The sequence below is a fragment of the Methylobacterium sp. CB376 genome (assembly GCF_029714205.1).
Lineage (GTDB): Bacteria > Pseudomonadota > Alphaproteobacteria > Rhizobiales > Beijerinckiaceae > Methylobacterium.
Window position 1 is genome coordinate 3212957 of record NZ_CP121648.1, and the last position, 22087, is coordinate 3235043.

The following is a 22087-nucleotide window of genomic DNA, read 5'->3' on the forward strand; positions in this document are numbered from 1 at the left end:
CCGTCCCACGATGACCGGCCGCGGGCTGCCGACGGCCTGCACCCGGCGCAGGAGGTGGAGCCCCCCGATCCCGGGCCCGTGGACGTCGGTCAGGATGCAGGCGCCGGTGAGGCTGGGCGGCGCCTCCCGCAGGGGCTCCGCGCGGGCGTAGAGGCGCGGGGCGAAGCCTGCGGTGTTGACGGTCCACTAACATTCCAACCGGGCCACCCAGTGGGGGCTGGTCACCGTCGCTTCTGCTCCAGGCCGGTGCCATCGACGGTCCCGTGCTCCAGCGGGCTTTCTCGACCGCGAGCTTGAGCGGCGGCGACTGGATGCTCTGTACGGCCGTCGCCAGCTCTGTTCTCCTCCTCGGCGAGGTCAGGAAACGGCTGATCCGCATGACACGCCGCCGGGTCGGGGGGAGGTCAGAATGGTGCCGCTCATGATGGCGTTCGAGACCCGTGCGCCGACCGATTCTCGCGCTTTCATCTTCGACGTGGATGGGGTTCTGCTGGCCTCCCCGCACGAACGCGCCTGGCGTGAGGCGCTCGACGGGCTGGCAGATCCTGACCGCTTCACCACCGCCCTGTACCAGGCCCACGTCGCCGGCAAGCCGCGGCTCGATGGAGCCCGTGCGGCCCTTTCCGCCTTGGGTCTGCCCGACGTGCAAGGCCTCGCAGGGGCCTACGCCGATGCCAAGCAGCACTGCCTCGACAGGATCATCGCGGCCGAGGGCGTCACCGCGTTTCCGGACGCGCTCCGCTTCGTCCGGGTCCTTGCCGAGCGGGGATGGCCCATGGCGGCAGCCTCGTCCTCGAAGAATGCCGAGAGGATGATGCGCATGGTTCCGCTGAGGGAGGACCGCACGCTGCTCGACGCGTTCGCGGCGCGCGTCTGCGGCCGCGCCCTGCGACACGGCAAGCCCGACCCGGAGATCTTCCTGCTCGCCGCCGCCGAACTGGGGGTCGAGCCGGCCCGCTGCTTCGTCGCGGAGGATGCCCCGGCGGGAATCCGGGCGGCCCGGGCCGGCCGCATGACCGCCATCGGCATCGCGCGGCTCGGCGATGCGGCCGGATTGTGGGCGGCCGGGGCAGACCGCGTGGTGGCGAGCTTCGACGAGATCCGTATCGCCGACCTCGCCCTGGACCGCCCTTCGGGAGACGCATCATGACGGTGACCGACACGCCGGCGCAGGCCGTGCTCCCCGGCGACGATCCATCCTGGCTCCTGCGCGAGACGGGATACGAACTCCTGCGGGAGAGCACCTTCGAGACGCGGTTCGCGGTCAGCAACGGCTTTCTCGGCTTGCGGGGAGGCTTGGCGACCCATCTCGGCGCCTGCCGGGCCATCCCGCCGCGCACCTACGTGGCCGGGCTGTTCGATACCCCCACTCCGGACAGCGCGGTGCCGGAACTCGTCCCGGCTCCCGACTGGACGCAGGTCCGCATCCTCCTGCCGGACGGCCCGCTGATGCGCTGCCCGGACCGGTCCTCCCGTGCCCTGACCTTGGATATGCACCGCGGGCTGCTCTTCATGGAAGCACGCCAGACCTGCAATGCCCCTCTCGACGTCTGCCTGCGCTCCCTGCGCCTCGTCTCGCTGGATGCGCGCGCGGTCGGGATGCAGGTGATCGAACTCCGGATCGAGAGCGGGGTCAGCGATCTCACGCTCGAAGCCGCGTTCGGGCCGACGGATTTCGAACTCGCGCCAGAGCGGGCGGAACTCGACCTGAAAGCGTGGCGCACGTGGCGGTCCGGCCGAAGCCTCGCCATCGCGGCGGCGGCCTCGCTGGAGATCGACGGCGTGGAGCGCCAGCCCGTGGCGCGGGGCGATCTGATCTGGACCTGGAGCTGGACGGCGCAGCCGGGGCAGGTGGTGAGCTTCAGGCGCGTCGTCGCGGTGACGCGCCACCACGGCACCGACGTCCATTCGGGCGCCCGGGCCCGCAGGGAGCTGGCTGCGGCACGCACGCTCGGCTGGCAAGGCCTCATCGCCCGCCACGAGGCGGCCTGGGCCGAGCGCTGGCGCCGCAGCGACGTGCGGGTGGAGGGCGACGAGGGCGCGCAGGCCGCCCTGCGCTTCGCCGTCTTCCACCTGAACGGGGCGGTGAACCCGGACGACCCGCAGGTCTCCGTCGCGGCCCGCGCCCTCACGGGCGACGACTACCGTGGCCACGTCTTCTGGGATACCGAGATCTTCCTGCTGCCCTTCTACACCCTGACGTGGCCGGAGGCGGCGCGCACGCTCCTGATGTATCGCTTCCGCACCCTGGACGCGGCGCGCGCCAAGGCCGCCCGGATGGGCTGGCGGGGTGCGCTCTACGCCTGGGAATCCGCCGATACCGGCGCGGAGGTCACGCCCCGGCAGAGTGTCGGCCCGGATCGCAAGATCCTCGACATCCGGTGCGGCAGCCAGGAGCAGCACATCAGCGCCGATGTCGCCTATGCGGTGTGGCAGTACTGGCAGGCGACGGCCGACGAGGCCTTCCTGCGCGAGGCCGGCGCCGAGATCATCCTGGAGACGGCGCGGTTCTGGGCCAGTCGGGCCGAAGCGGATCCGGATGGCAGCCGCCACATCCGCGGCGTGATCGGGCCCGACGAGTACCATGAGGACGTGGACGACAACGCCTTCACCAACATCATGGCCCGCTGGACCATTGAGCGCGGCCTCGATGTCGCGGCATTGCTTCGGGAGAGGTGGCCGGAAAACTGGGATGGCCTGTCGGGGCGGCTCGCCCTCGACGCTGAGGAACTGAGCCAGTGGAGCGAAGTGGCGCGGACGATCGCGACCGGTTACGACCCGCAGACGGGGCTATTCGAGCAGTTCGCCGGCTTCTCGGCGTTGGAGGAGGTTGACCTCGCGGCCTATGCGGGGCGCTCGGTCCCGATGGATGTGGTCCTCGGGCGCGAACGGACGCAACGGACGCAGGTCATCAAGCAGGCCGACGTCGTCGCGCTTCTGGCGCTGCTGCCAGAGGTCTTTTCCGCGCGGGAGGCCGAGGCGAATTTCGACCATTACGAACCGCGCTGCGGGCACGGGAGTTCGCTGAGCCGGGCCATGCACGGTCTCGCCGCCGCACGCCTCGGCCGCCCCGAGACAGCGCTGCACTACTTCCACCAGAGTGCAGCGATCGATCTTGCGGATACGCATGTGGCGATCAGCGGCGGCATTCACGTCGCGGCTCTCGGGGGGGTGTGGCTGATCGCGATCTTCGGGATCGCCGGGCTGTCCCTGCGCGACGACGGGCCGGCCTTCCACCCGCGCCTGCCGGCGTCCTGGCGCAGCCTCGCATTCCGCCTTCAATGGAGAGGCCGGTCTCTCCTGATCACCATCGATCGTGACGCCCGGGTTTTCCGAGCGACGCTCGAGAGCGGATCTAGTATGCCGATTTACTTTCATCACAAACGATACGTCGTTTCGAGCGATCACGATATCGAGATTCCAGTTTGAAACTGCAAATCTAAAGCTGATACGACGGTTCTGAGGTTTGAGCCGGAGGAAAATGCGGGTGCCTTGGCGCGGACCGGCGAACGCCGCCGCGCCGCCGATTGAGGGCGGGGCGCCGTCCCGGCACCCCAAAAGGGCGAAGCAGGCGCAAGTGCCGCCTCGACGGCCGTCACGCCGCGCCGTCCGCCAACACCCGCAGCGCGTCGCGGATGACGGCACCGGAATCGGCGGCGCGGCGACGCGCAGGCTGGCGGAACGGGCATGCCCTGCCGTCTACGGGTGCTTGATCTGCCGCAAGGTGGCGGCGGCTTTCACGGTACAGAATCCAGGCCGTCGAGGGCGTCCTCACTTCCATCCTGGAGACTGAGCCATGCCAACACTGTTCAAGGAACGCAAGCGGGCGTTCGAACAGCGGTTCGCGCACGAGGAGGATGTGCGATTTCACGTCCGGTCGCGCCGAAACCGGCTCATGGCTGCCTGGGCCTGCGAGCGCATGGGGCTGACAGGCACGCTGGCGGAGAAATACATCAGCGGCTTCTGCGACGCGGCCGTTGTCGCATCGGACGAGGACCTGATCGGCCGGTTTCGTGCGGACCTCGCGATGGCCGGTATCGAGGAGACGCTTCCTGGCCTCCGAACCCGGCTGGAGCGCTGCGCCGCCACGGCGCGGGCCGAGCGGCGCATGGGCGAGACGCTCGAGCGGGCCCGGTAGCGTCGGCGACGGCCGCCCTCCAACGCATTCTCGCCACCGCCCCTGCCGGGACGGGCTGAATGCCGCCCCGGGCGCCCCTCGCCCCCTCCTGCTGCGGGAGATGCACGGCGCATGCCCCGTCTCAGGCGCCGACCTTGCTCCTCTTCGTGAACACGACGGCATGGTCGAGCACCGCCGCGTCGCAGCCGTGGCCCTTGCCGAAATGCAGCAATCGCCGACTGGCGACGTCGTTCGTGCCGAAGATCCGGTCGTAGGCAGCGCGGTCGATCATGACCTGCTCGCCGACCGAGAGATGGGCGAGGAGGCGGTCGAGCGTCTGCAGCGAGATCCCCGGCGGGCCGTTCGTCGTCATAGCGTCCTCCTCAGGTCCCATCGGCGCGCAGAAACCGCTCGAACCAGTCCCGCGCCGAGCGCGGTCGTCTCCTCGAAAAGGTGCGTGGCGCCCAGGTCCAAGCGAGGTCCCTCGCGCAGGTCATGCGGCTCGGAGCCGCCTCGTCGAGTGCGAGGCCGGTCTCCCTCGTTGCCGGGCCGTCACAATCCTGCCGGGAAGGTCTCGGGCACTTCGCCGTCCTCCCACAGGGGTGTCGTCTCCAGCGGCGTGACCGCGCGCGTCTCGTCGAAATGCAGCACGACGTCGAACTGGTCCGGAAGGTGAGCCCTGACATAGTGGCTCTGCCGCTCGGTGTCCGGGCGATAGACCACGCCGATGGCGCGCTCGCTCCGCGCCGGCCCCAGGGCCCGCGCGGCCGGAGACCCCGGCGCGAGGGGAAGGCAGAAGCGGCCGAGGCCGAGCGCGTGGAACAGCGCCTCGTAGCTGTCGGGCAGGGCCGGGCGGACGCGCTTGCGCTCGACGGGGGCGCCCCAGTCCGATGCGGCGGTGACGCTGCCCGCGTAGGTGGTGAAGCCGACCCGCACGACCTCGGCCCCGTGGCGTTCCCGCAGGATCTGGCCGAGGTTGAGTTCGCCGCGCGCGCTCATCTCCGTCGCCCGCGCGTCGCCGAGGTGCGAGTTGTGGGCCCAGATCGCAATCTTCGGGGCGCTCCGGTCCCGGCCGAGATGGGAGACGAGGGCCGCCACGCATTCGGCCATGTGGCTGTCGCGCAGGTTCCAGGACGAGACCTCGCGCAGGAATATCGTGCGGTAGTATTCCTCCGCGTTCCGGACCACGCGGGCGTTCTGCCCGGCGCTGAACAGCTCCTCGGGGTCGGGGCTGCCGGCCCATGCGAGGCTGTCGGCGGCCCGGCGCTGCAGCGCCGCGAGCTGCGCGACCGCTTGGTCCTGGCAGGAGGGCGCGAGCTTCAGGCCGGTTATCAAGCCGTAGGCCTGGCCGTCCGGGCCGAAGCGGTCGAAGCAGGCGTAGCGGGCGCGGGCCTGGGCGGCGGCGGCTGGATCGACGGTCTCGAGGAAGCCCAGCACCGCCTTCATTGAGGCGCGCAGGCTGTAGAGATCGATGCCGTAGAGGCCCACCTTCTGCGCACCCGGAGGGAGTGCCAGGTTGTGGGCGCGCAGCCACTCGACGAAGGCGACCATCTCGGTGTTGCGCCACATCCAGGTCGGGAAGCGCCGGAAGCCGGCGAGGGCCTCGACGGCATCGAGGTCCTCGCTGTCGGCGCGCACGTAGCGGTTGACCCGCCACGCATCCGGCCAGTCGGCCTCGATCGCGACGGCCGTGAAGCCCTTCTCCCGGATCAGCCGCTTGGTGATCTCCGCCCGCTCCCGGTAGAATTCGTGCGTGCCGTGCGTGGCTTCTCCCAGGAGGGCGAACGTCGTCGCGCCGACGAGGTCGAGGAGCGCATCGTAGTCGTGCGCGCCTCCGGTCAGCGGGATGGCGGCCGCGCGCAGGGTCTCCACGAGCGCGGGGTCCGGTTCGGGAGCGCCGGCCACGGGCTGCACCTCGGCGGACCGGCCGAGAAGCCGCCGCACCTCGTCGTCGCGCGTCTGCGAGAAATCCTCGTAGGCGGCGCCCACGGCCCAGAACGGCTCGGGCATGTCGGCGCAGACGACCGCGTCGGCCTCCCTCTCCAGCCGCACGACGGTGTCGCGCGACCCGGTCGGCACCGCCACGACGATCCGCGCCGGATGGAGCTGCCGGACGGCCTCGATCGCCGCCTGCATGGTCGCGCCGGTGGCCAAGCCATCGTCGACGAGGATCACCGTGAGACCGCGCAGCGCCACGACCGGCCGGCCGCCCCGGTAGGCCCGCTCGCGCCGCCGCAGCTCCTCCGCCTCGCGCGCGCAGGCCGCGTCGATGGCGTAGGGCGGGATTTTCAAGGAGGCGACGACGTCGGCGTTGAGAACGCGGACGCCGCCACTCGCGATCGCGCCCATCGCGAGTTCCTCGTTGCCGGGAACGCCCAGCTTTCGCACCACGAACACGTCGAAGGGCACGCGGAGCGCCCGGGCGACCTCCGCGGCGACCGGAACGCCGCCGCGCGGGAGCGCCAGGACGACGACGTCCGGCCGGCCCTCGTAGGTGGCGAGCCGGCCCGCGAGCACCCGCCCCGCATCGGTGCGATCGTGAAAGACACGTGGGCCCATGCTCGCCTCCGGCCGCCCGTCCGCCCTGCTCGCCGATCCACCGGCCGCTCAGCCGGGCATCCCGCAGAGAAGGTGCTGGATCTCGGGCACGGTATGCTTCGTGAGGTCCTTGTCGACCTCGGCGAAGACGGCCTGTCGGAGCCGGTCCGGCAGGCCCTGCCGCAGGTCGGCGAGGGTTCGCGGCGGCGCGACGAGCGCCAGCGCGGTGATCCGGGTTCCCATCCGCTCCAACCCCGAGACGACCGCCTCGACGAAGCGGTGCTCGCCGAGATCGTGCCAGTCCGTCTGCGCGATCGCGCTGCGGCGTCCGTCCTGCACGACCCTCGGCGGCTTGTCGCAGCCTTGCTCGCGGGTCGGCGGGTTGGGGGGCGCGCGGAACACCTCCTCGACGTGGAGGTCCGGCGCGAGAGGGTGGCCGAGGTTCCGCAGAACCAGGACTTTGCGCCCGTCTCCGACCACGACGCAGCCGCCATGGGGGATGCGCAACCGCTCCGATCCAGTCATGGCATGCCTTCCTGTTGCCTCTGCGGGCCGACAGCGCGGCCTCCCCGGCGACGCGGCGCCGGACTGCCCGCCCCGGATCGGCCGCTGCGGCTGTCGGCCCTCGCCAGCCGGAGCGGGCCGAATCCGGGCCTCCTTCGCCGAAGGGGGCACCGATCCGGCGGAGGACAGGGTGCAAGCACGAGAGCCTCGGCAGACCCGCGGTGCACCGCCCTGCTCAGTAGGCCCATCCCCAGGACCCGATCGGGCGGCAGACGCCGTAATACGCGTCGAAATAGGCGTAGGGACCGCAGCCGCCGTAGTAGGGAAATCCGCTCAGGGCGTAGCCGGCGGCGAGCCCTAGTCCAGCCAAGCCGTAGCCCCAGCCGGGATACCAGCGGCGATAGGCGCCGTACCGATAGCCGTATCCGGGGTACCAGCGGCCGTAACGGTAGCCGAATCCGGGACCCCAGCCAACGCGGCCATAGCCGAAGCGACCGACGCCGCCATAGGGTCCGCGGAAGCCCCCGATCGCGACCCCGCGATAGCCGCCGACCGGGCCGAAACGCCCGGCGCCGACGCCGCCACCGCGAAATCCCGCACCGCCGAAGCCGCCGCGGAAACCGCCGCCGTGAAAGCCGCCGCCGTGAAAGCCGCCGCCGTGAAAGCCGCCCCCGAACGAACGGGCGTCCGCGCCGGTTCCGGACAGGACCAGGGCGGAGGCGATTGCTGCGGAGACGATGACGAGCCGCTTCATGGCACGCTCCCCTGTTGTTCGGCCAGGCGGGCTGGCACTCCTCTTGCCGCCGGCGCCATCGGGCGACCGATCTCGCCCAGTGGCAGCATATTCCCGTCCGCGCGCCCGCCTTTGATCCCGATCAAACGCCTCGCGGACACGGCTTCGGCGAGAGGATTGGCCAGCCCTGGGCGCTCGCCCGCGGCCGGAGATCGCGGCCGCCACGGCGCGGGGCCGGGGGACGCGCGCCGCAACCGGGGCAGGGACGCGGATCAGGTCTGTGATCCCGCGCGTTTCGCGTCAGTGCGTCAGCTTTCAGGTCGGCGGGCCCATCGCGTCCGGCTCGCCTCCTCGGATGCTCCCTCATCGGCGCCGGCATCCGGCTCGGCCGCACCGGCCTGGATCAGCAGCTTGGCGGCCGTCGACACGGGCCTGCCGAGCCGGCGGCGAGGCGCGGTCCCAGCGAGGCACGACGTCGCGACCGCCCGTTGCGCCAGATCAACGCGGCCTCGCGGGCGGATGGTACCCCTGTTCCGCGGGCCGGAAGCCCCGGGCCGGCGCGCACGGGCGGCGGGAAGTCGTGCGGGAGGTCGTGCGGGAGTCGTCTTGCCGGAGGTCGCCTTGCCGGAAGTCGCCTTGCAGAACGTAACCCCTCAGGCGGGTGATCCGGCCGAGCGGCATCGCGAGCCGACCGCGGCGGACGTCCTCGAGGTGATCCGGTCTCTCCTGCTCGAACTGCATCCTGAGCGCCGCCGCTCCCCGGCCGTGGACCTCGACAGCGACCTCGAGCGGGATCTCGGCCTCGACAGCCTCGGCCGCGCGGAGCTCCTGCTGCGCCTCTCGCGCCGCTTCCGGATCCTGCTGCCGGAGCGGCTCATCGGCGAGGCCTCCACGCCGGACGACCTGCTCGCGGCCCTCCGGTCCGCCGGTGCGGCGCCCCGTCCGGGGGCCGTGCCGTCCCGCACCGAGGCCCTCCCCCCGGCATCCGAGCCGCACCGGGCCGAGACTTGGCCCGAGGTGCTCGCCTTCCACGTCCGCCACCATCCGGACCGGCCCCACCTGCGCCTTCGTGAGGGGCCCGACGCCGAGACCGTCCTCACCTACGCGGACCTCGACCGGCGGGCGCGCCGCGTCGCGGCCGGCTTGCTCGGCCACGGCCTCGCACCCGGCGACCGGGTCGCCATCATGCTGCCGACCGGACCCGACTTCTTCCCGGCTTTCTTCGGCTGCCTTCTCGCGGGCGGTGTCCCGGTGCCGCTCTATCCGCCGTTCCGGCGCGCCCAGGTCCAGGACCACCTCGAGCGCCAAGCCGGCATCCTGACGAATGCCGCCCCCGGGATCCTGATCACCGATTCGGCGGTCGCACCCTTCGCCCGGCTGCTGCCGGACCGCGTCGAGGGATTGCGGGTGCTGACGACCGCGGCGGACCTCGCCGACGCGGAGCCCCTGGCCGAGCCCGTGCCGGCGACGGGCGCGAGCCTCGCGCTGATCCAGTACACCTCCGGCAGCACCGGCGATCCGAAGGGCGTGACGCTGACGCACGCCAACCTGCTCGCCAATGTCCGCGCCATGGGCGAGGCGCTCGGCGCCTCCTCGGCGGACGTCGTGGTGAGCTGGCTGCCGCTCTACCACGACATGGGGCTGATCGGCTGCTGGCTGGGAAGCCTCTACTTCGGCGCGCCCGCCGTGATCCTGCCGCCCCTGGCCTTCCTGGCCGATCCCGGAAGCTGGCTGTGGGCGATCCACCGGCACCGCGGGACGATCTCCGCCGCTCCGAACTTCGCCTACGAGCTCTGCCTCAAGAGCCTGCGCGACGAGGATGTCGCGGGACTCGACCTCGGCTCCCTGCGCGTCCTCACCAACGGCGCCGAGCCGGTGAGCCCCGACACCCTGGCGCGGTTCGCCCGGCGCTTCGGCGCCTTCGGCCTGCAGACCTCCGCCCTCACCCCGGTCTACGGCCTCGCCGAATGTGCGGTCGGACTGGCCTTCCCGCCGCTCGGACGGGGGCCGCGCATCGACTGGATCGACCGCGCGGCGCTGTCGCGCGAGGGAACCGCGCGCCCCGCCCCGCCCGGCGAGGCGGGGTCGACCGCCTTCGCGGCCTGCGGGCGCCCGTTGCGCGGCCACCAGATCCGCATCGTGGACGAGGCCGGACGCGAACTGCCCGAGCGGCGGGAGGGCCGCCTCCAGTTCAGGGGGCCGTCCGCCACGGCCGGCTACTTCCGCAAGCCAGAGGCCACGCGCGTCCTGTTCGCCGGAGACTGGCTGGAGAGCGGCGACCTCGCCTACATGGCGGGCGGCGACGTCTACGTCACGGGGCGCACCAAGGACATCGTCATCCGGGCGGGACGGAAGATCCATCCGCACGAACTCGAAGAGGCCGCGGGCGCGGTCGAGGGGGTGAGGAAGGGCTGCGTCGCGGCCTTCGCCTGCCCCGACCCGAAGACCGGGACGGAGCGGCTGATCCTCGCCGCCGAGACGCGGCTGACGGACGCGCCGGCCCTGGCGGACCTGCGCCGCGCCCTCGCCCGGGCCGCCGGGGCGGTGCTCGATCAGCCCCCCGACGAGATCCTGCTGTGCGCGCCCCACTCGGTCCCCAAGACGTCGAGCGGGAAGATCCGGCGCGCGGCGGCGCGGGCGCTCTACGAGGCGGGCGAACTCGGCCGGGCGCAGCCCGCTCTCCGGGCGCAGCTCGCGGGGCTCGCCGTCGCCGGCATCGCGGCGCGGCTGCGCCGGATCGGCCGCCTCTGGTCGGACGCGTGCTACGCGGCCCTGTGGTGGGGCGTGCTCGGGGGGCTCGGCGCCGTCCTGTGGCTCCTCGTCCTCGTCCTCCCGAACCGCACGTGGCGCTACGCCGCGCTGCGCGCGGGATCGCGCGCCTTCTTCCGCCTCACCGGGACACCCCTCGCCGTCGAGGGCAGGCCGATGGCGCGTGCCGCCATCGTGGTGGCGAACCACGCGAGCTACCTCGACGCGGCCGTTCTGGCCGCCGTCCTGCCCGGGACACCGGTCTTCCTCGCCAAGCACGAACTGGCGCGCCAGCGCGTCGCCGGACCCTTCCTGCGGCGGCTGGGAACGGCCTTCGTGCATCGCGGCACCGCCGAAGGCGTCGCGGAGACGCAGCAGGTCCTTGCGCGCGTCCGGGCGGGCGAGCAGCTGGTCGCCTTCCCGGAGGGTACCTTCACCCGGAACCCGGGCCTCCTCGGCTTCCATCTCGGCGCCTTCCTGGATGCGTGCCGGGCCGACATCCCGGTCGTGCCGGTCGCGATCACCGGCACCCGGTCGCTGCTGCGCGCCGACCAGTGGTTCCCGCGCCGCGGCGCCGTCGGGGTGCAGTTCGGCGAGCCGATCGCACCCGACGGCAGCGACTTCCACGCCGCCATCCGCCTGCGCGACCGGGCGCGCGCGGCAATCCTGGCGCGGTGCGGCGAACCGGATCTGGCCGACGAGTCCGTGATTCCCTCCGCACCGCCCACGGCCTGAGCCATGCCCCCTGTCCTCGCCACATCCGATCCCTCGCCCCGGCCGCCCGGGGCCGAGGCGGGCACGATCCCGGCCCTGCTGCAGGCGCACGCGGCCCGCCGCCCCGCGGCGACGGCTTACGTGGCGTACGATCCCGACGCGGGCCGCTTCGCGAGCGTCAGCTGGGCCGAACTGGCCGCGCGCGTCGCCGCGCGGGCCGCCGCGCTCTCCCGCGAGGGCCTGACGGCCGGCGACCGGGTCGCGCTCTGGCTGCCGAACGGCGTCGAGTGGGTGGCCTTCGACCAGGCCGCGCTCTCGCTCGGCCTCGTGGTGGTGACTCTGTTCTCCGACGACGCGCGGGCGACCACGGCCGCCCTGCTGACGGATTCGGGCGCCCGCGTCGTGGTCGCGCGCCGCGCGGAGGAGTGGCACGGCCTCCGCTCCTGCGCGGGCGCGCTCGGCACGGTGCGACGCGTCATCGTGATCGAGGAGGCCGGGGCGTCCGGTACCGCGGATCCGCGCCTGCGCGGCCTCGGGGCGTGGCTCGCGAAGGCGCGCGGGTCCCTGCCGCCCCGCGTGCCCCTCGATCCCGACGCTCTGGCGACCATCATCTACACGTCCGGGACGACGGGATTGCCGAAGGGAGTGATGCTCTCCCACCGCAACCTCCTGTCGGTGGCGCAGGCGGTGCTCGACCGCAACCCGGGGTCGGACCGGGACGTCTTCCTCTCCTACCTCCCGCTCGCGCACGTCTTCGAACGGGTGGTCGGCTGCTACCTGCCGCTGATCCTCGGGGCGCGCGTCGTGTTCGCACGCTCGGTCGAGCACCTGCCGGACGACCTCCGCGTCGCGCGCCCGACCATCCTGCTCGTGGTGCCGAGCCTCCTCGACCGCCTGCGCCGGACCGTCACCGAGAGGGCCGCGAGGACGGCGCCGACGCGCTGGCTCCTGCGCGCCGCGCTCGCACGCGGCTGGGACCTTTTCGCCGCCCGCCGCGACGGCTGCCGGCTCGGCCTCGCCCGCACCGCCGCGGGCGCCCTGCTGCGCGCCGTCGCGGCGGCGCCGATCCGCCGCTCGCTCGGCGGCCGCCTACGGCTCGCGGTCTCGGGCGGGGCCCCGCTTCCGGACGAGACGGCGCGCTTCTGCCTCGGCCTCGGCCTGCCCCTCGTCGAAGGCTATGGCCTGACCGAGGCGGCCTCGGCGGTCACCGGATTTCAGGTCGGCCGGACGGTGCCGGGCTCCGTCGGTCCGCCCCTGCCCGGGATGGAGGTGCGCATCGCCGACACGGGCGAGATCCTCGTGCGCTCGCCGGGCGTGATGATCGGGTACTGGCGCCGCCCGGATCTGACGGCGCAAGTCCTGCACGGCGGCTGGCTGTACACCGGCGACCTCGGCGTCCTGCGAGGCGGGTGCCTCTACGTCGCCGGCCGAAAGAAGGAGATGATCGTCCTGTCGACCGGCGAGAAGGTCTCGCCCGAGGCCGTCGAGGCCGCGATCACGCGCGATCCCCTGTTCCGGCAGGCCATGGCGGTGGGAGAAGGCCAGTCGCGCCTCACGGTTCTGGCCGTCGTTGATGAAGCCGCGTGGGCGCCGCTCGCGCGCCGTCTCGGTCTCGATCCGGAGGCCGAGGACGCGCTCGACCGCCCGGCCGCGCGGCAGGCCGCGCTGGCGCGGATCGCCGCGGCGCTGGAGGGCTGTCCCCGCGCCGCCCGCGTGAAGGACGTCCGCCTCCAGCGCACGCCCTGGACCGTCGAGGCCGGCCTCGTCACGCCGACCCGAAAGCTGCGCCGGGCCGCCCTGCTTGGCCGCTTCGCGAACGAGATCGCGGCCATGCGGGGCGGCCCCGCGGCCCCGGCAGGCTGAGAGCGGAGCGGTGCCGGTCTCCCTATCCGCCTTGCGCTGGATCAAGGCCGTGCCGCGCCCGCGCGAGCACGATCTCCGGCACTCGCCATGGGCCTGATCGCATACGCATCATCGCCTCCGAATTCCGCAAGATCGTCTCGGATGATACCGGGCACCACCCCTGCATTCTCCCGTCGAGATACGCAGTCCAGGCGCCTTCGGAGAATCAGGCCGCTGCGGATATCGAGGCGAGGCTGTGTGGCCGGCTGGGCGTGACCGATGAGCGGGTCCGCGCCGATAGCTGCGACCGCGCGAGATCTCGGACAGCGTCGCTTGAGGAGGACGACGATGAACTCATCCCTGACGGAGCCCGTATATTGGCAGGGCCGGCAATGGGCCGTGACCGGCTACGGCATCGAGACGCTCGATGGCATGTACCACGTCGCGGCCGCGGAGGTCGGCGCGGTCGGCGACGCGCCGCCTCGGTGGCTCGACGCCCTCTGGCGCCGCTACGGGACCGATCGTGACGACCTGAGCGCCGCGCTGGCCGTGGCCCGGCAGGTTTTCGCCTGCCCGGACGCGGCGTGACGCCGGGATCCTGCGGGCGAGGGCTCGATTGTCCCCCTCGCGGCACTCCCGTTCACCGGGGCGCTACGGCAGCCTCGGTCTCGCTGGAGGGGGCATTGGCCCAGGCCGCCGCGATCACGCGGACCACGACGCGGAGCGTCCAAATCCTGTTCGCGAGGCCGAGGGTGCTCTGCGCGGCCAGGGCCGTCATCATGCCGGCCGCGGTCCCGCATGCGAAAGGTGCGGCACTCTCCCGCGCGAGAGCCTGTTTTCCGCGCGAGAGCCTGTTTTCCGCGCGAGAGCCTGTTTTCCGCGCGAGAGCCTGTTTTCCGCGCGAGAGCCTGTTTTCCGCGCGAGAGCCTGTTTTCCGCGCGAGAGCCTGTTTTCCGGGCAGAAGCCCGGCGATGAGGTCGGTCGCGTGCAATCCGATGCCGCCCTCAGCGCCGGAGGGACTTGAGATAAGCGGTCAGATCCGAGGCTTCGTCCGGTTCGAGGCGGAACTCCGGCATGGCGGGGTGCCGATACGCGACGCCCTCGACCAGGACGTCGGCGAGATCGTCGACCGGGACCCGCCCGGCGAGGTCGCGGAATGGGGGTGCCGCGCGCAGGCGGCTCCTCCCCGAGCGATCGACTGCGTGGCAGCGCGCGCAGTGCACCAGCGCAAAGGACAGGCCCCGTTCGGCCTTCGCATCGCGGGCCGATGCGGCGAGGGCCGGCCAGACTGAGACCGCCGCGAAGAAGGCGAAGAGGCTGACAAGGCCCGCGCGCATCATACCGTTCTCCTTCGCGTCCGCGTCGTCCGGCAGCCTCTCCGCCGCCGCAAGGTCAGTGGGACAGGAGGCAGCAGACCGGCGCCGACAGCAGGAGGTTTCGCGTCACGCCACCGAAGATCCACTCAGCCAGCCGCGCGTGGCCGTAGGCCCCGCTCACAATCAGGTCGGCCTCGTTCTCTCGCGCGAAATCCAGGATGGCATCGGCCACGCGCTCGCCCGTCCGGGACAGCAGGTGCGCCGTGGCGCGCGCGCCATGGCTGCCGAGATGCGCGGCGACCTCCTCCGTGCCCTCGTCGAAGCCGCCGTCGCGCACGCTGACGACGAGCACCTGATCGGCCTGGCCGATGAAGCCGAGCGCTGCGGAGACCGCCCGGCGCGCCTCGACAGTGTCCTTCCAGGCGACCACGATGCGAGAGCCCGGCGCGCTGGTAACGCCCGGCGGCGCGACGAGCACGGGCCGGCCGACCTGCAGGACAAGCGGCCCCGGCGCGACGCCGAGCGCGCCGGGATCGGGGTCGTTTTCGCCGCGGCGGCTCACCACCAGGAGGTCGGCACTGCGCGCGTAGCGCACCATGTACGTCTGAGGATCCCACGCAGCCTGGTGCCAAGCGAGGCGAAGGCCGCTCCCCGCGTGACGCTCGAAGCGGGCGCGCATGCTCCCCAGCTCCGCCCGAACGAGTTGGGCGTTCGCCTCGAACCGGATCTCGGCGTCGTGCACGTCGGTGACGAGGAGCGGATAGGGAACCTCCCGCGCCGCGATGCCGGTCAGCCTGCTCCGGAACTTGCGGGCGAGGTTGGCGGCGAGTTTCACTCGGTCGGAGGCGGCCTCTCCTGGATCCAGCGAGACCAGAACATTCGCATACGTCATCGCGGCCTCCCTGCACGGCGGCCATTCCCGAACCGGGACATCCTCCACCCGGATCGCGCACGCTCCATTGATCCAGCGCAAGGGACCGTCTCCGCATGCCGCCAGCACCGGCATCGGGGCGCGCCGGTCTTGCGCTGGATCAAGGCTCGTCGGCGCGGGACGCACAGGATCGGACTCGGCCAGCCCCGCCATCATGAGACCGGGAGAGACGCCATGACCGACAAGGACCTGCGCCGCGACGTGCTCGACGAACTCGATTTCGACCCCAGTCTGGACGCGACCAATATCGGCGTAGCCGTCTCGGACGGCGTCGTCACCCTCACCGGGCACGTCGGCAGCTACGCCGAGAAAGTCGAAGCCGAACGGGCCGCGCGGGGCGTCAAGGGCGTGCGGGCGATCGCCCAGGACATTCAAGTCCGCTCCCCTGAGGCCAAGAAGGTCGAGGACGACCAGATCGCCGCGCGCGCCCTCGCGATTATCGACTGGTCCGTGCACCTCCCGAAGGACACCATACAGGTCAAGGTCGCCAAGGGCTGGATCACCCTAACCGGGACGGTGGCTTGGCAGTACCAGCTGATGGGCGCGGAGGCGGCCGTGCGCAAGCTGTCCGGCGTGGTCGGCGTGACGAACCTCATCGCGTTGAGGCCCGCGGTCAAACCGACGGCGGTCCGGGACAGGATCGTGAAAGCGTTCAAGCGCCACGCGCTCGTGGAGGCGGACGCGATCACGGTGCGGGTCGAGGGCGACAGGGTCACTCTGGAAGGGGCCGTCGCGACGATGGCGGAGCGCGACGCCGCCGAGCGGGCGGCGTGGTCGGTGCCGGGCGTGCGGTCCGTCGAGGACCGGATCGTCGCGCTCGCCTGAGGAGACCGACGACGCACGCAGCGCCCGGCTATCCTGCGCCTCACGACGTCGGGCCTCTCGGGGAGGCTGGCTCCCTGGCCGGACTGCGCCGCGTGCCCCCGTCGCCGGCGCGCTGCCCGAAGCATCCGGATGGCGGTGCCGGGTGCGGCTACGAGATCATCGCGGACCTCAGCCCGGATGGCCGCCTCGACGCAGCGCTGCGCACGAGGCTCGCGACCGCCGCCGCAACCGTCTCCGCTGGACCGGCGCGCTCGATCGCCACGGCCGCCTCGTGCACCGCGCCGGGGACGAAGGCGGCGCGACGTGGCTGATCGCCTGCGACGACCGCACGACGGAGGACCACGAAGCTCCCGCAACACCTTGGTTCGGTTCAGCCCCCCGCTTTGCACGGTGGCCTCGCCTGAACGCCGAAGGTCGAGAGATGCCGCACGACTTGGGATTCTCGGGATGATCCTGCACCGATCCGCCGCCTCCCTCCGCTGGAGATCAAGACGCCATGAAGCGAGTCATCATCCTCCTCGGCAGCGTTCTCCTGAGCCCGGTCGCCGAGAGCCAGACGACTCCGTTTGCGGAGCCGCGCTCAGTTCAAACCCCCGACTGGTCTCTCTTGAGCCTCGCGAACATCATGCAGCTGATCCAATCACGCCACATCAAGCTCTGGTACGCCGGACGGGCGCAAGATTGGGATTTAATAAATTTCGAGTCCGATCACATTTCGGATGATCTCACATCTGCGGCCATGCTCTACAAAAATATACCGCTGGAGTTCGTCTCGAATGCAAATCGAGCCCTAGCCCGCTTGAAAAAAGCCGCAAAGGAAAGAAACATACAGGGTCTACAAGCGGCTTATGCGGACCTGACCACATCTTGCAATTCCTGCCATGCGGCTGGCGGCGTTGCTTTCATTCGCATCCAGCCGCCGACGCATATGCCTTTTACAAACCAGAAATTTTAATCGGTTGGTCGATTATCGGATATCGAGGCTGCAGGGCAGGCGGTCGCGAGAATGGTGCCACTCTCCGGCCGGTTCGCGGCATCCAGATGCCCCTCGTGAGCGTCGACCAGCTGACCGCCGGAGTGATGAGGCCTGCGCGCGAAGCGCTCGAATCGTACCAAATCCGCTTGATCCCTTCGGGATGGCGGATTTGGGCTTCGCTCAGGCGCCGCGCAGGCGTGTGACACGGGATCCGCTTGATCAAGCGGATCCCGTGTCACAGCATCTTGGGCCTGCCCTGTGCCACAAGATACTAGGAATGGTAGCTCCGCGAAGCCGCGCACAGGTCTCATCATTCCATCAGCTCATCAGCACGGACGAGAATGGAGAGTGGAATTTCCAGTTGTAATGCATTAGACGTTGAAATATTAACTACAATCTCAAATGTAGTTGGCTGCTCAATGGGCAGGTCGGCCGGTCGCACCCCTTTCATAATCTTGTCAACGAGCGCCGCCGCTCGGCGAAAGACGGCCGAGTAGTTTGGGCCGAAAGAAAGGAGGCCGCCTTCCTCAACGAATTCACGAGTCGGGTAGATTCCAGGCAGCCGATAATGGTTGGCGAGCTCCACTATCTGTCTCCGCGCTTCAGTAAAAACAGAGTCATCCATCGGAACGATGGCATCCGCTCCTAACGCTCGGATGCTTTCAAACGCACCGTCGAGATCGGTCCTAGATCGTACAGAAATTACGTCTAGTTTGAGACCAAGGGCCGTTGTAGCCTTTTTTGCTTCCCTTACGTAATCAGCGCATCCAGGATTGCCGTCGCGGATCAGGAAGGCGATCCGCTGAAGAGCCGGCAGCATCTCCTTGAGCAACTCGATGCGCTTGGCCGTCAGGTCAATCTGAACCGTAGTTAGGCCGGTCACGTTCGAGCTATGTTGAGCAAGGCCGCCGCTAGCCAGCCCGGCCGCCATCGGGTCGATCCCCGCTACGAAGACAATCGGGATTGTTCCGGATGCATGCCACGCCGGAAGCACAGCCGCCGCGCCCGATGCCACGATGAGATGGACGTTCTTGCTCACCAGCTTTGCGGCCGCTTCGGGCAATTGCTCCGCCGTCGTAGCTGCCTCAAACTCGATGACCAAGTTCTTCCCCTCCACATAACCGAGCTCGCTGAGACCTTGCCGGAACGGCTCGATGAAGCTGCGAGGCGGCGTGCCGATACGCAGGAAGCCGATCCGGTAGGTGTGAAGGGATGGCTGCGCGAAGGCCGAGCGACAGGCGATTGCGCCAAGCCCCGCAACAAATGCCCGCCGCCTAATCCGCACGGGCGGCAGGGGATGCGGCGACGGCAAGGCCGCAGACGACGTTTCACGGACAATGCGCCGTCTCATTCGAAGAGTGCTGTGAGGTCGAACTGCCTCATCTGAATACTCCGAATGTTGTCGCATACCCTGCCACGACAGCACGGCCCGGGCTAGTGGCGCATCAGACGGACCATAAGTCCGCCACCCGACCCGCTCAATAGCGGCTTCAATCCTCTTCTTGAACAGGGCCGGTCCGCTGTCGGCCTGAACCGGAGCCGATGGCCTGCCAGACGCAACGCCCGAAGCAGGTCGGTTTCGGTCCGAGGCCCGCAGGCGGGCGGCGCGCGATCGCCCCGGGCGTGCGGGTGCACGATGCCTTCAATCCTCAATCATGTGGGGATGCCTTCGGCCCGCCCGGCTCCGCCCACGGCGGGCCATTCGTGTTTCTGCCGCAGATTCGGCCACGGCACGTCTCGCCCATGCCTCCGCCTGTCCACGCATGAAGCCGGGACCAAGCCTGCTTCCGTGCGTTCTCCTCCTGTAGTGAGGAGCGGCATCATGGCAAGCATAACCAAAATCTCCGCCGCCGATCGAAAGCTCTTCGCGCGAGCGGGGTTGGCGGAGCTCAACAATGCCCTGGCGAAATTGACACCCTCTAAGCGCAGGGCGTTCTGGATCGCTGTTCGGGGCTACTACGAACCTCCGCCAGAGGACCAGCACGAGTGATCTTGGTCCTGGCCCTGCCCTCCGCTCATCTGCGGGGTCTCGCGGCCTGCTCGTGGAGGCGCGGCGGGGGTTGCGGCGGCTCACAGGCGGAGAGGTAGGCGGCGTCCGTTGCGCGGCGATAGCGTGCGCGAGCTACGCGGGCCGTGTCAGGGCGGCAGCCGCGCCCGCCATAGGCGCACGGCGTGCACAACGCCCTCGATCTCGCCGGCATAGGGCAACGTCCAGGCCCGCGCCCTATCCCTCGTTCAGGGAGGCGTCGGCGATCCGGCGCTCGATCGTCAGGACGGGTCGCGCGTTGGCACTCGCAGCTCCCCCGTCACCAGCGCGATGATCTCGCGGGCGAGGGTCTGGGCATCGGTATCGCCGAGCGGGTGGTGGCCAGAGACGTCCCAGATCCGCTCCTGGATGAGCCGAGCGATCCGCAGTTCGAGCTTGTCCGGCTTGCGCGGCGGCTCTGTCGGGGTCTCGTCACTCATGCGCCTCCCTCCACCCTCGCCAGCAGGATGGCGGTGCGCACCGCCATCCGTCGCTGCGCCTCGAGGGCGTTGGTCAGGGCCAGCACCTCCCGGGCGTAGGCGTTCGCCGGGATCACCGCCGCGAGGTCCACGGCGACGCCTTCGGCGATCAGGCGCAGCCCCGGCGTGGGGCCGTCGAGGGAGGCGGCGACTGCGGATTTCACCTGCTCGTCCGTGACGGCCTTGAGCTTGAACAACTCGCCGATCGTGGGTCTGTCTGGCATCGCGCCGCCTCTCCGTCCAGGGGCATGGCCCGCGGAAGAGATCGCCCGCCGCCTTGCGGCTGAACAGGGCGAACCGGCGCCGCCGCTCCGGCCGGTCGTGCAGCATGTGCCAGTGCTGGCAGGAGGCGGCGAGGGTGCCGGGCGCGCTGTCGGCCGTGTCGTGGTTGAGGTGCGCCGTCGCCAGGACCACGCGGGTGAACCGGACGGTGTGGAGCAGGTCCTCCGGGAGCATGCGGCTGCGCAGGATCCGGCCGCGCCCGTCGCGCCGCGTCTCGGTCGCGGCGTCGAACCAGCGCCCGCCCTGAAGGCGACCCGTTGCAGGTGGGGCCGCCCGCAGCCCTCGCAGCGCCCGCCGGCGCGGCGAAAGCGGATCACGTCGGAGAGCCGGGGCCAGTCGATCGGGTCGAAGCCGCGGTGCTCGGGTCGGATCGGCACGGGTGAGATCGGCGCCCTGATCGGCGCAGGCTACGGCCGAGTTTGAGATCCCGCTAGGCCGCCTTCCCGAACTCCCAGACGGTCACGCCGCGGCAGCGCCCGGGCTTGGCCTTCCGCTAGGTCCAGAGGTGTTTTTTCAGGTACGCCTCCGCCAGCTCGAACACCGGGTAGGAGCACGGCATCATCACGCCGCAGCAGTCGCCCCGGACGATGCCGGCCTGCGGGTGCGCCGAGAACAGGGTGAGCGTGTCCCAGCCGAGCCGCGCCGCCTCGGCGCCGAACTCGTCGACGAAGCGGCGGCAGTTCTCCAGGCTGGTGGCCCACTCGTCGGGGCGGCCCCCCGGGCAGGGCGGCTGGCCGGGCGAGAGGGCGGCGAGGCCGCGGCTCCACGCGGAGACCAGGGCGGCAAGATCGGCGATCGGGTTGGCGGTCAGCATGGCGGCCCGGCACGGCCCGGGGGTGTCGGGGAGCTTGCCGCCTCGCCTCCGGCAATGCGCCCGCGCCGGTGCAGGATGCGCCTTAACAGCCGCTTCCGACCCTCGGCGGCCCTTCATGCGGCCAAGCTGATTGAGTTCAGACCCTCAGAGCAATGGCCGAGTCTCAATGGATCAAGCGGTGCACGAGAAAAGCGCAAATAGTGGGACAGCAGCGCTCATTTCCAGGATCGCATTGAGGCAAAGGAGATGACTATGGGTTATCTGAAACTTGCAGGATTGTCTATTGCTGCGGCGCTTGTGCTTGGACTGGGGAGCGGAGCAAAGGCGACTCCACTCAGCAGTTCTTCGGCCGGAGTTGCAGCATGTGAGGTGTCCGACGGATTGGTCATCAAGGCACTGACCAGGGCCGGAGTTGCGCATCGGTCGGCTCGAAGGACGGCCCGGCGTGTTAACCGCCGCCACGGCTACTAGCTGCTGGCTCAATCGCGCGCGAGGGCAGCCCATTTGCATAACTCCCACTCTAGAACGTGAGAGGCTGTCCCAGCGAGTGCCACAGGGGGACGGATTTTTCGTCTCCATTACGGGGATGTCGCGTTAGCAATAAGGGAGATGACCATGAAAGCGCCTTTGCTTACCCTATCACTCCTGGCTTTCCTGGCCAGCGCGGCCGTTCCGATACTTACCAGTGTCTACGCTGGTCCCGCCGAGGACGTGCAGGCCGCCATGCAGCGCCTGAAGTCGAAGGCCGCTACCCTCGGAGCCCCGAGCGCAAAGGGCGAGGACACCGTCGCCGGGAAGACCGTTCCGGTTCTCTATTTCGGACAGACGAAAGTGAACGGTGACTTCACTCTCGTCGATAGCGTGCAGAAGGAGGTGGGTGGAACCGAAACATTGTTCGTCAAGAGCGGTGGTGAATTCGTCCGCGTCTCAACGAATGTGAAGAAGGATGACGGATCGCGCGCCGTTGGGACCATTCTGGATCCGAAGGGCAAGGCCATCGCGGCGATCAACAAGGGCGAAGCCTATTTCGGAGAGGCCGATATTCTTGGCCACCCCTACATCACCGGCTACGAACCGATCCGTGATGCAAGCAGCGGCATTATCGGGATCTATTACGTGGGATATCCGAAATAGTGAGGCTTGGCCGCGGGAGGGGCTTGGCAAGAAGGCCGCGATGCGGCGAAGCGTTTCAATAGGACGTGCCGGTATGGAGCAATCCGGATCCGCCAAGCCCCCTCAACG

21 protein-coding genes and 1 pseudogene are annotated in these 22087 nt (G+C 70.2%); 10 read left to right on the forward strand and 12 right to left on the reverse strand.

What is annotated here, in order from left to right:
• The first annotated feature begins 263 nt into the window (after window positions 1-263).
• From QA634_RS35555 to QA634_RS14560, 4 genes are all read left to right on the forward strand, one after another.
• The gene (locus QA634_RS35555; protein WP_415926908.1) at window positions 264-425 is read left to right on the forward strand and encodes a hypothetical protein; all 162 of its coding nucleotides are present in this window, start codon (window positions 264-266) and stop codon (window positions 423-425) included.
• Window positions 410-1150, forward strand: a complete 741-nt coding sequence (locus tag QA634_RS14550) for an HAD family hydrolase (RefSeq protein ID WP_012332691.1) — start codon at window positions 410-412, stop codon at window positions 1148-1150. Before QA634_RS35555 ends, QA634_RS14550 begins: the two co-directional genes overlap by 16 nt.
• Window positions 1147-3429 (forward strand): glycoside hydrolase family 65 protein, encoded by a 2283-nt coding sequence (locus QA634_RS14555; RefSeq protein ID WP_012332692.1) that lies wholly within the window; start codon window positions 1147-1149, stop codon window positions 3427-3429. Before QA634_RS14550 ends, QA634_RS14555 begins: the two co-directional genes overlap by 4 nt.
• A gap of 367 nt (window positions 3430-3796) precedes the next feature.
• Window positions 3797-4138, forward strand: coding sequence for a DUF1476 domain-containing protein (locus QA634_RS14560; protein WP_012332693.1), 342 nt, complete (start codon window positions 3797-3799; stop codon window positions 4136-4138).
• A gap of 121 nt (window positions 4139-4259) precedes the next feature.
• Here the strand turns inward: QA634_RS14560 and QA634_RS14565 are convergent, their stop codons facing one another.
• The 4 genes from QA634_RS14565 to QA634_RS14580 form a co-directional block, all read right to left on the reverse strand.
• A complete protein-coding gene (locus tag QA634_RS14565; RefSeq protein ID WP_012332694.1) occupies window positions 4260-4490 on the reverse strand; it encodes a hypothetical protein in 231 nt (76 codons plus the stop codon).
• A gap of 179 nt (window positions 4491-4669) precedes the next feature.
• Window positions 4670-6676: an erythromycin esterase family protein gene (locus QA634_RS14570; RefSeq protein ID WP_012332695.1), complete on the reverse strand. Its 2007-nt coding sequence runs from the start codon at window positions 6674-6676 to the stop codon at window positions 4670-4672.
• Between the two features lie 48 nt (window positions 6677-6724).
• A complete protein-coding gene (locus tag QA634_RS14575; protein WP_012332696.1) occupies window positions 6725-7180 on the reverse strand; it encodes a host attachment protein in 456 nt (151 codons plus the stop codon).
• 214 nt (window positions 7181-7394) lie between these two features.
• A complete protein-coding gene (locus QA634_RS14580; protein WP_012332697.1) occupies window positions 7395-7913 on the reverse strand; it encodes a hypothetical protein in 519 nt (172 codons plus the stop codon).
• A gap of 585 nt (window positions 7914-8498) precedes the next feature.
• Between QA634_RS14580 and QA634_RS14585 the strand changes: the two genes are divergently transcribed.
• The 3 genes from QA634_RS14585 to QA634_RS14595 all read left to right on the forward strand — a co-directional run bounded on the left by QA634_RS14585 (window position 8499) and on the right by QA634_RS14595 (window position 13784).
• Window positions 8499-11375 carry an AMP-binding protein gene (locus tag QA634_RS14585; protein ID WP_012332698.1) on the forward strand — a complete coding sequence of 959 codons (2877 nt, stop codon included), beginning with the start codon at window positions 8499-8501 and terminating at the stop codon, window positions 11373-11375.
• Window positions 11376-11378: 3 nt separating this feature from the next.
• Entirely contained in the window at window positions 11379-13217 is a 1839-nt protein-coding gene (locus QA634_RS14590; protein WP_012332699.1) for an AMP-dependent synthetase/ligase, read from the forward strand.
• A gap of 327 nt (window positions 13218-13544) precedes the next feature.
• Window positions 13545-13784 (forward strand): hypothetical protein, encoded by a 240-nt coding sequence (locus tag QA634_RS14595; RefSeq protein ID WP_012332700.1) that lies wholly within the window; start codon window positions 13545-13547, stop codon window positions 13782-13784.
• Between the two features lie 52 nt (window positions 13785-13836).
• Here QA634_RS14595 and QA634_RS14600 read toward each other — a convergent pair whose 3' ends face one another.
• From QA634_RS14600 to QA634_RS14610, 3 genes are all read right to left on the reverse strand, one after another.
• On the reverse strand, window positions 13837-13977 hold the full coding sequence (locus tag QA634_RS14600; RefSeq protein WP_012332701.1) for a hypothetical protein: 141 nt from the start codon (window positions 13975-13977) through the stop codon (window positions 13837-13839).
• A gap of 223 nt (window positions 13978-14200) precedes the next feature.
• Window positions 14201-14536 carry a c-type cytochrome gene (locus QA634_RS14605; protein WP_012332702.1) on the reverse strand — a complete coding sequence of 112 codons (336 nt, stop codon included), beginning with the start codon at window positions 14534-14536 and terminating at the stop codon, window positions 14201-14203.
• A 52-nt stretch (window positions 14537-14588) separates the two neighbouring features.
• Complete coding sequence (locus QA634_RS14610; RefSeq protein ID WP_012332703.1) at window positions 14589-15404, reverse strand: universal stress protein; 816 nt, start codon at window positions 15402-15404, stop codon at window positions 14589-14591.
• 213 nt (window positions 15405-15617) lie between these two features.
• Between QA634_RS14610 and QA634_RS14615 the strand changes: the two genes are divergently transcribed.
• Together QA634_RS14615 and QA634_RS14625 are read left to right on the forward strand one after the other, a co-directional pair.
• Window positions 15618-16268, forward strand: a complete 651-nt coding sequence (locus QA634_RS14615; RefSeq protein ID WP_012332704.1) for a BON domain-containing protein — start codon at window positions 15618-15620, stop codon at window positions 16266-16268.
• Between the two features lie 496 nt (window positions 16269-16764).
• Window positions 16765-17223 (forward strand): cytochrome c, encoded by a 459-nt coding sequence (locus tag QA634_RS14625; protein WP_012332705.1) that lies wholly within the window; start codon window positions 16765-16767, stop codon window positions 17221-17223.
• A gap of 331 nt (window positions 17224-17554) precedes the next feature.
• Here the strand turns inward: QA634_RS14625 and QA634_RS14630 are convergent, their stop codons facing one another.
• The 5 genes and pseudogenes from QA634_RS14630 to QA634_RS14650 form a co-directional block, all read right to left on the reverse strand.
• A complete protein-coding gene (locus tag QA634_RS14630; protein ID WP_168169155.1) occupies window positions 17555-18595 on the reverse strand; it encodes an ABC transporter substrate-binding protein in 1041 nt (346 codons plus the stop codon).
• A gap of 917 nt (window positions 18596-19512) precedes the next feature.
• A complete protein-coding gene (locus QA634_RS14635; protein WP_012332707.1) occupies window positions 19513-19710 on the reverse strand; it encodes a hypothetical protein in 198 nt (65 codons plus the stop codon).
• Window positions 19707-19973 (reverse strand): hypothetical protein, encoded by a 267-nt coding sequence (locus QA634_RS14640; RefSeq protein ID WP_012332708.1) that lies wholly within the window; start codon window positions 19971-19973, stop codon window positions 19707-19709. The genes QA634_RS14635 and QA634_RS14640 overlap by 4 nt, the downstream gene beginning before the upstream one ends.
• A gap of 25 nt (window positions 19974-19998) precedes the next feature.
• Window positions 19999-20408, reverse strand: a pseudogene (locus tag QA634_RS14645) (hypothetical protein); the annotation flags it as partial.
• Between the two features lie 116 nt (window positions 20409-20524).
• Window positions 20525-20845, reverse strand: coding sequence for a hypothetical protein (locus QA634_RS14650; RefSeq protein WP_012332709.1), 321 nt, complete (start codon window positions 20843-20845; stop codon window positions 20525-20527).
• A gap of 615 nt (window positions 20846-21460) precedes the next feature.
• On the opposite strand from QA634_RS14650, the gene QA634_RS14655 reads away from it, so the two are divergent.
• Entirely contained in the window at window positions 21461-21979 is a 519-nt protein-coding gene (locus QA634_RS14655) for a Cache 3/Cache 2 fusion domain-containing protein (RefSeq protein ID WP_043702402.1), read from the forward strand.
• Window positions 21980-22087 lie beyond the last annotated feature (108 nt).

Bases quoted from the DNA above. Each gene is read 5' to 3' on its own strand.
- QA634_RS14550 (WP_012332691.1), top strand. From the start codon at position 410: ATGGTGCCGCTCATGATGGCGTTCGAGACCCGTGCGCCGACCGATTCT.
- QA634_RS14555 (WP_012332692.1), top strand. From the start codon at position 1,147: ATGACGGTGACCGACACGCCGGCGCAGGCCGTGCTCCCCGGCGACGAT.
- QA634_RS14560 (WP_012332693.1), top strand. From the start codon at position 3,797: ATGCCAACACTGTTCAAGGAACGCAAGCGGGCGTTCGAACAGCGGTTC.
- QA634_RS14565 (WP_012332694.1), bottom strand. From the start codon at position 4,490: ATGACGACGAACGGCCCGCCGGGGATCTCGCTGCAGACGCTCGACCGC.
- QA634_RS14570 (WP_012332695.1), bottom strand. From the start codon at position 6,676: ATGGGCCCACGTGTCTTTCACGATCGCACCGATGCGGGGCGGGTGCTC.
- QA634_RS14575 (WP_012332696.1), bottom strand. From the start codon at position 7,180: ATGACTGGATCGGAGCGGTTGCGCATCCCCCATGGCGGCTGCGTCGTG.
- QA634_RS14580 (WP_012332697.1), bottom strand. From the start codon at position 7,913: ATGAAGCGGCTCGTCATCGTCTCCGCAGCAATCGCCTCCGCCCTGGTC.
- QA634_RS14590 (WP_012332699.1), top strand. From the start codon at position 11,379: ATGCCCCCTGTCCTCGCCACATCCGATCCCTCGCCCCGGCCGCCCGGG.
- QA634_RS14595 (WP_012332700.1), top strand. From the start codon at position 13,545: ATGAACTCATCCCTGACGGAGCCCGTATATTGGCAGGGCCGGCAATGG.
- QA634_RS14600 (WP_012332701.1), bottom strand. From the start codon at position 13,977: ATGATGACGGCCCTGGCCGCGCAGAGCACCCTCGGCCTCGCGAACAGG.
- QA634_RS14605 (WP_012332702.1), bottom strand. From the start codon at position 14,536: ATGATGCGCGCGGGCCTTGTCAGCCTCTTCGCCTTCTTCGCGGCGGTC.
- QA634_RS14610 (WP_012332703.1), bottom strand. From the start codon at position 15,404: ATGACGTATGCGAATGTTCTGGTCTCGCTGGATCCAGGAGAGGCCGCC.
- QA634_RS14615 (WP_012332704.1), top strand. From the start codon at position 15,618: ATGACCGACAAGGACCTGCGCCGCGACGTGCTCGACGAACTCGATTTC.
- QA634_RS14625 (WP_012332705.1), top strand. From the start codon at position 16,765: ATGAAGCGAGTCATCATCCTCCTCGGCAGCGTTCTCCTGAGCCCGGTC.
- QA634_RS14630 (WP_168169155.1), bottom strand. From the start codon at position 18,595: ATGAGACGGCGCATTGTCCGTGAAACGTCGTCTGCGGCCTTGCCGTCG.
- QA634_RS14635 (WP_012332707.1), bottom strand. From the start codon at position 19,710: ATGAGTGACGAGACCCCGACAGAGCCGCCGCGCAAGCCGGACAAGCTC.
- QA634_RS14640 (WP_012332708.1), bottom strand. From the start codon at position 19,973: ATGCCAGACAGACCCACGATCGGCGAGTTGTTCAAGCTCAAGGCCGTC.
- QA634_RS14650 (WP_012332709.1), bottom strand. From the start codon at position 20,845: ATGCTGACCGCCAACCCGATCGCCGATCTTGCCGCCCTGGTCTCCGCG.
- QA634_RS14655 (WP_043702402.1), top strand. From the start codon at position 21,461: ATGAAAGCGCCTTTGCTTACCCTATCACTCCTGGCTTTCCTGGCCAGC.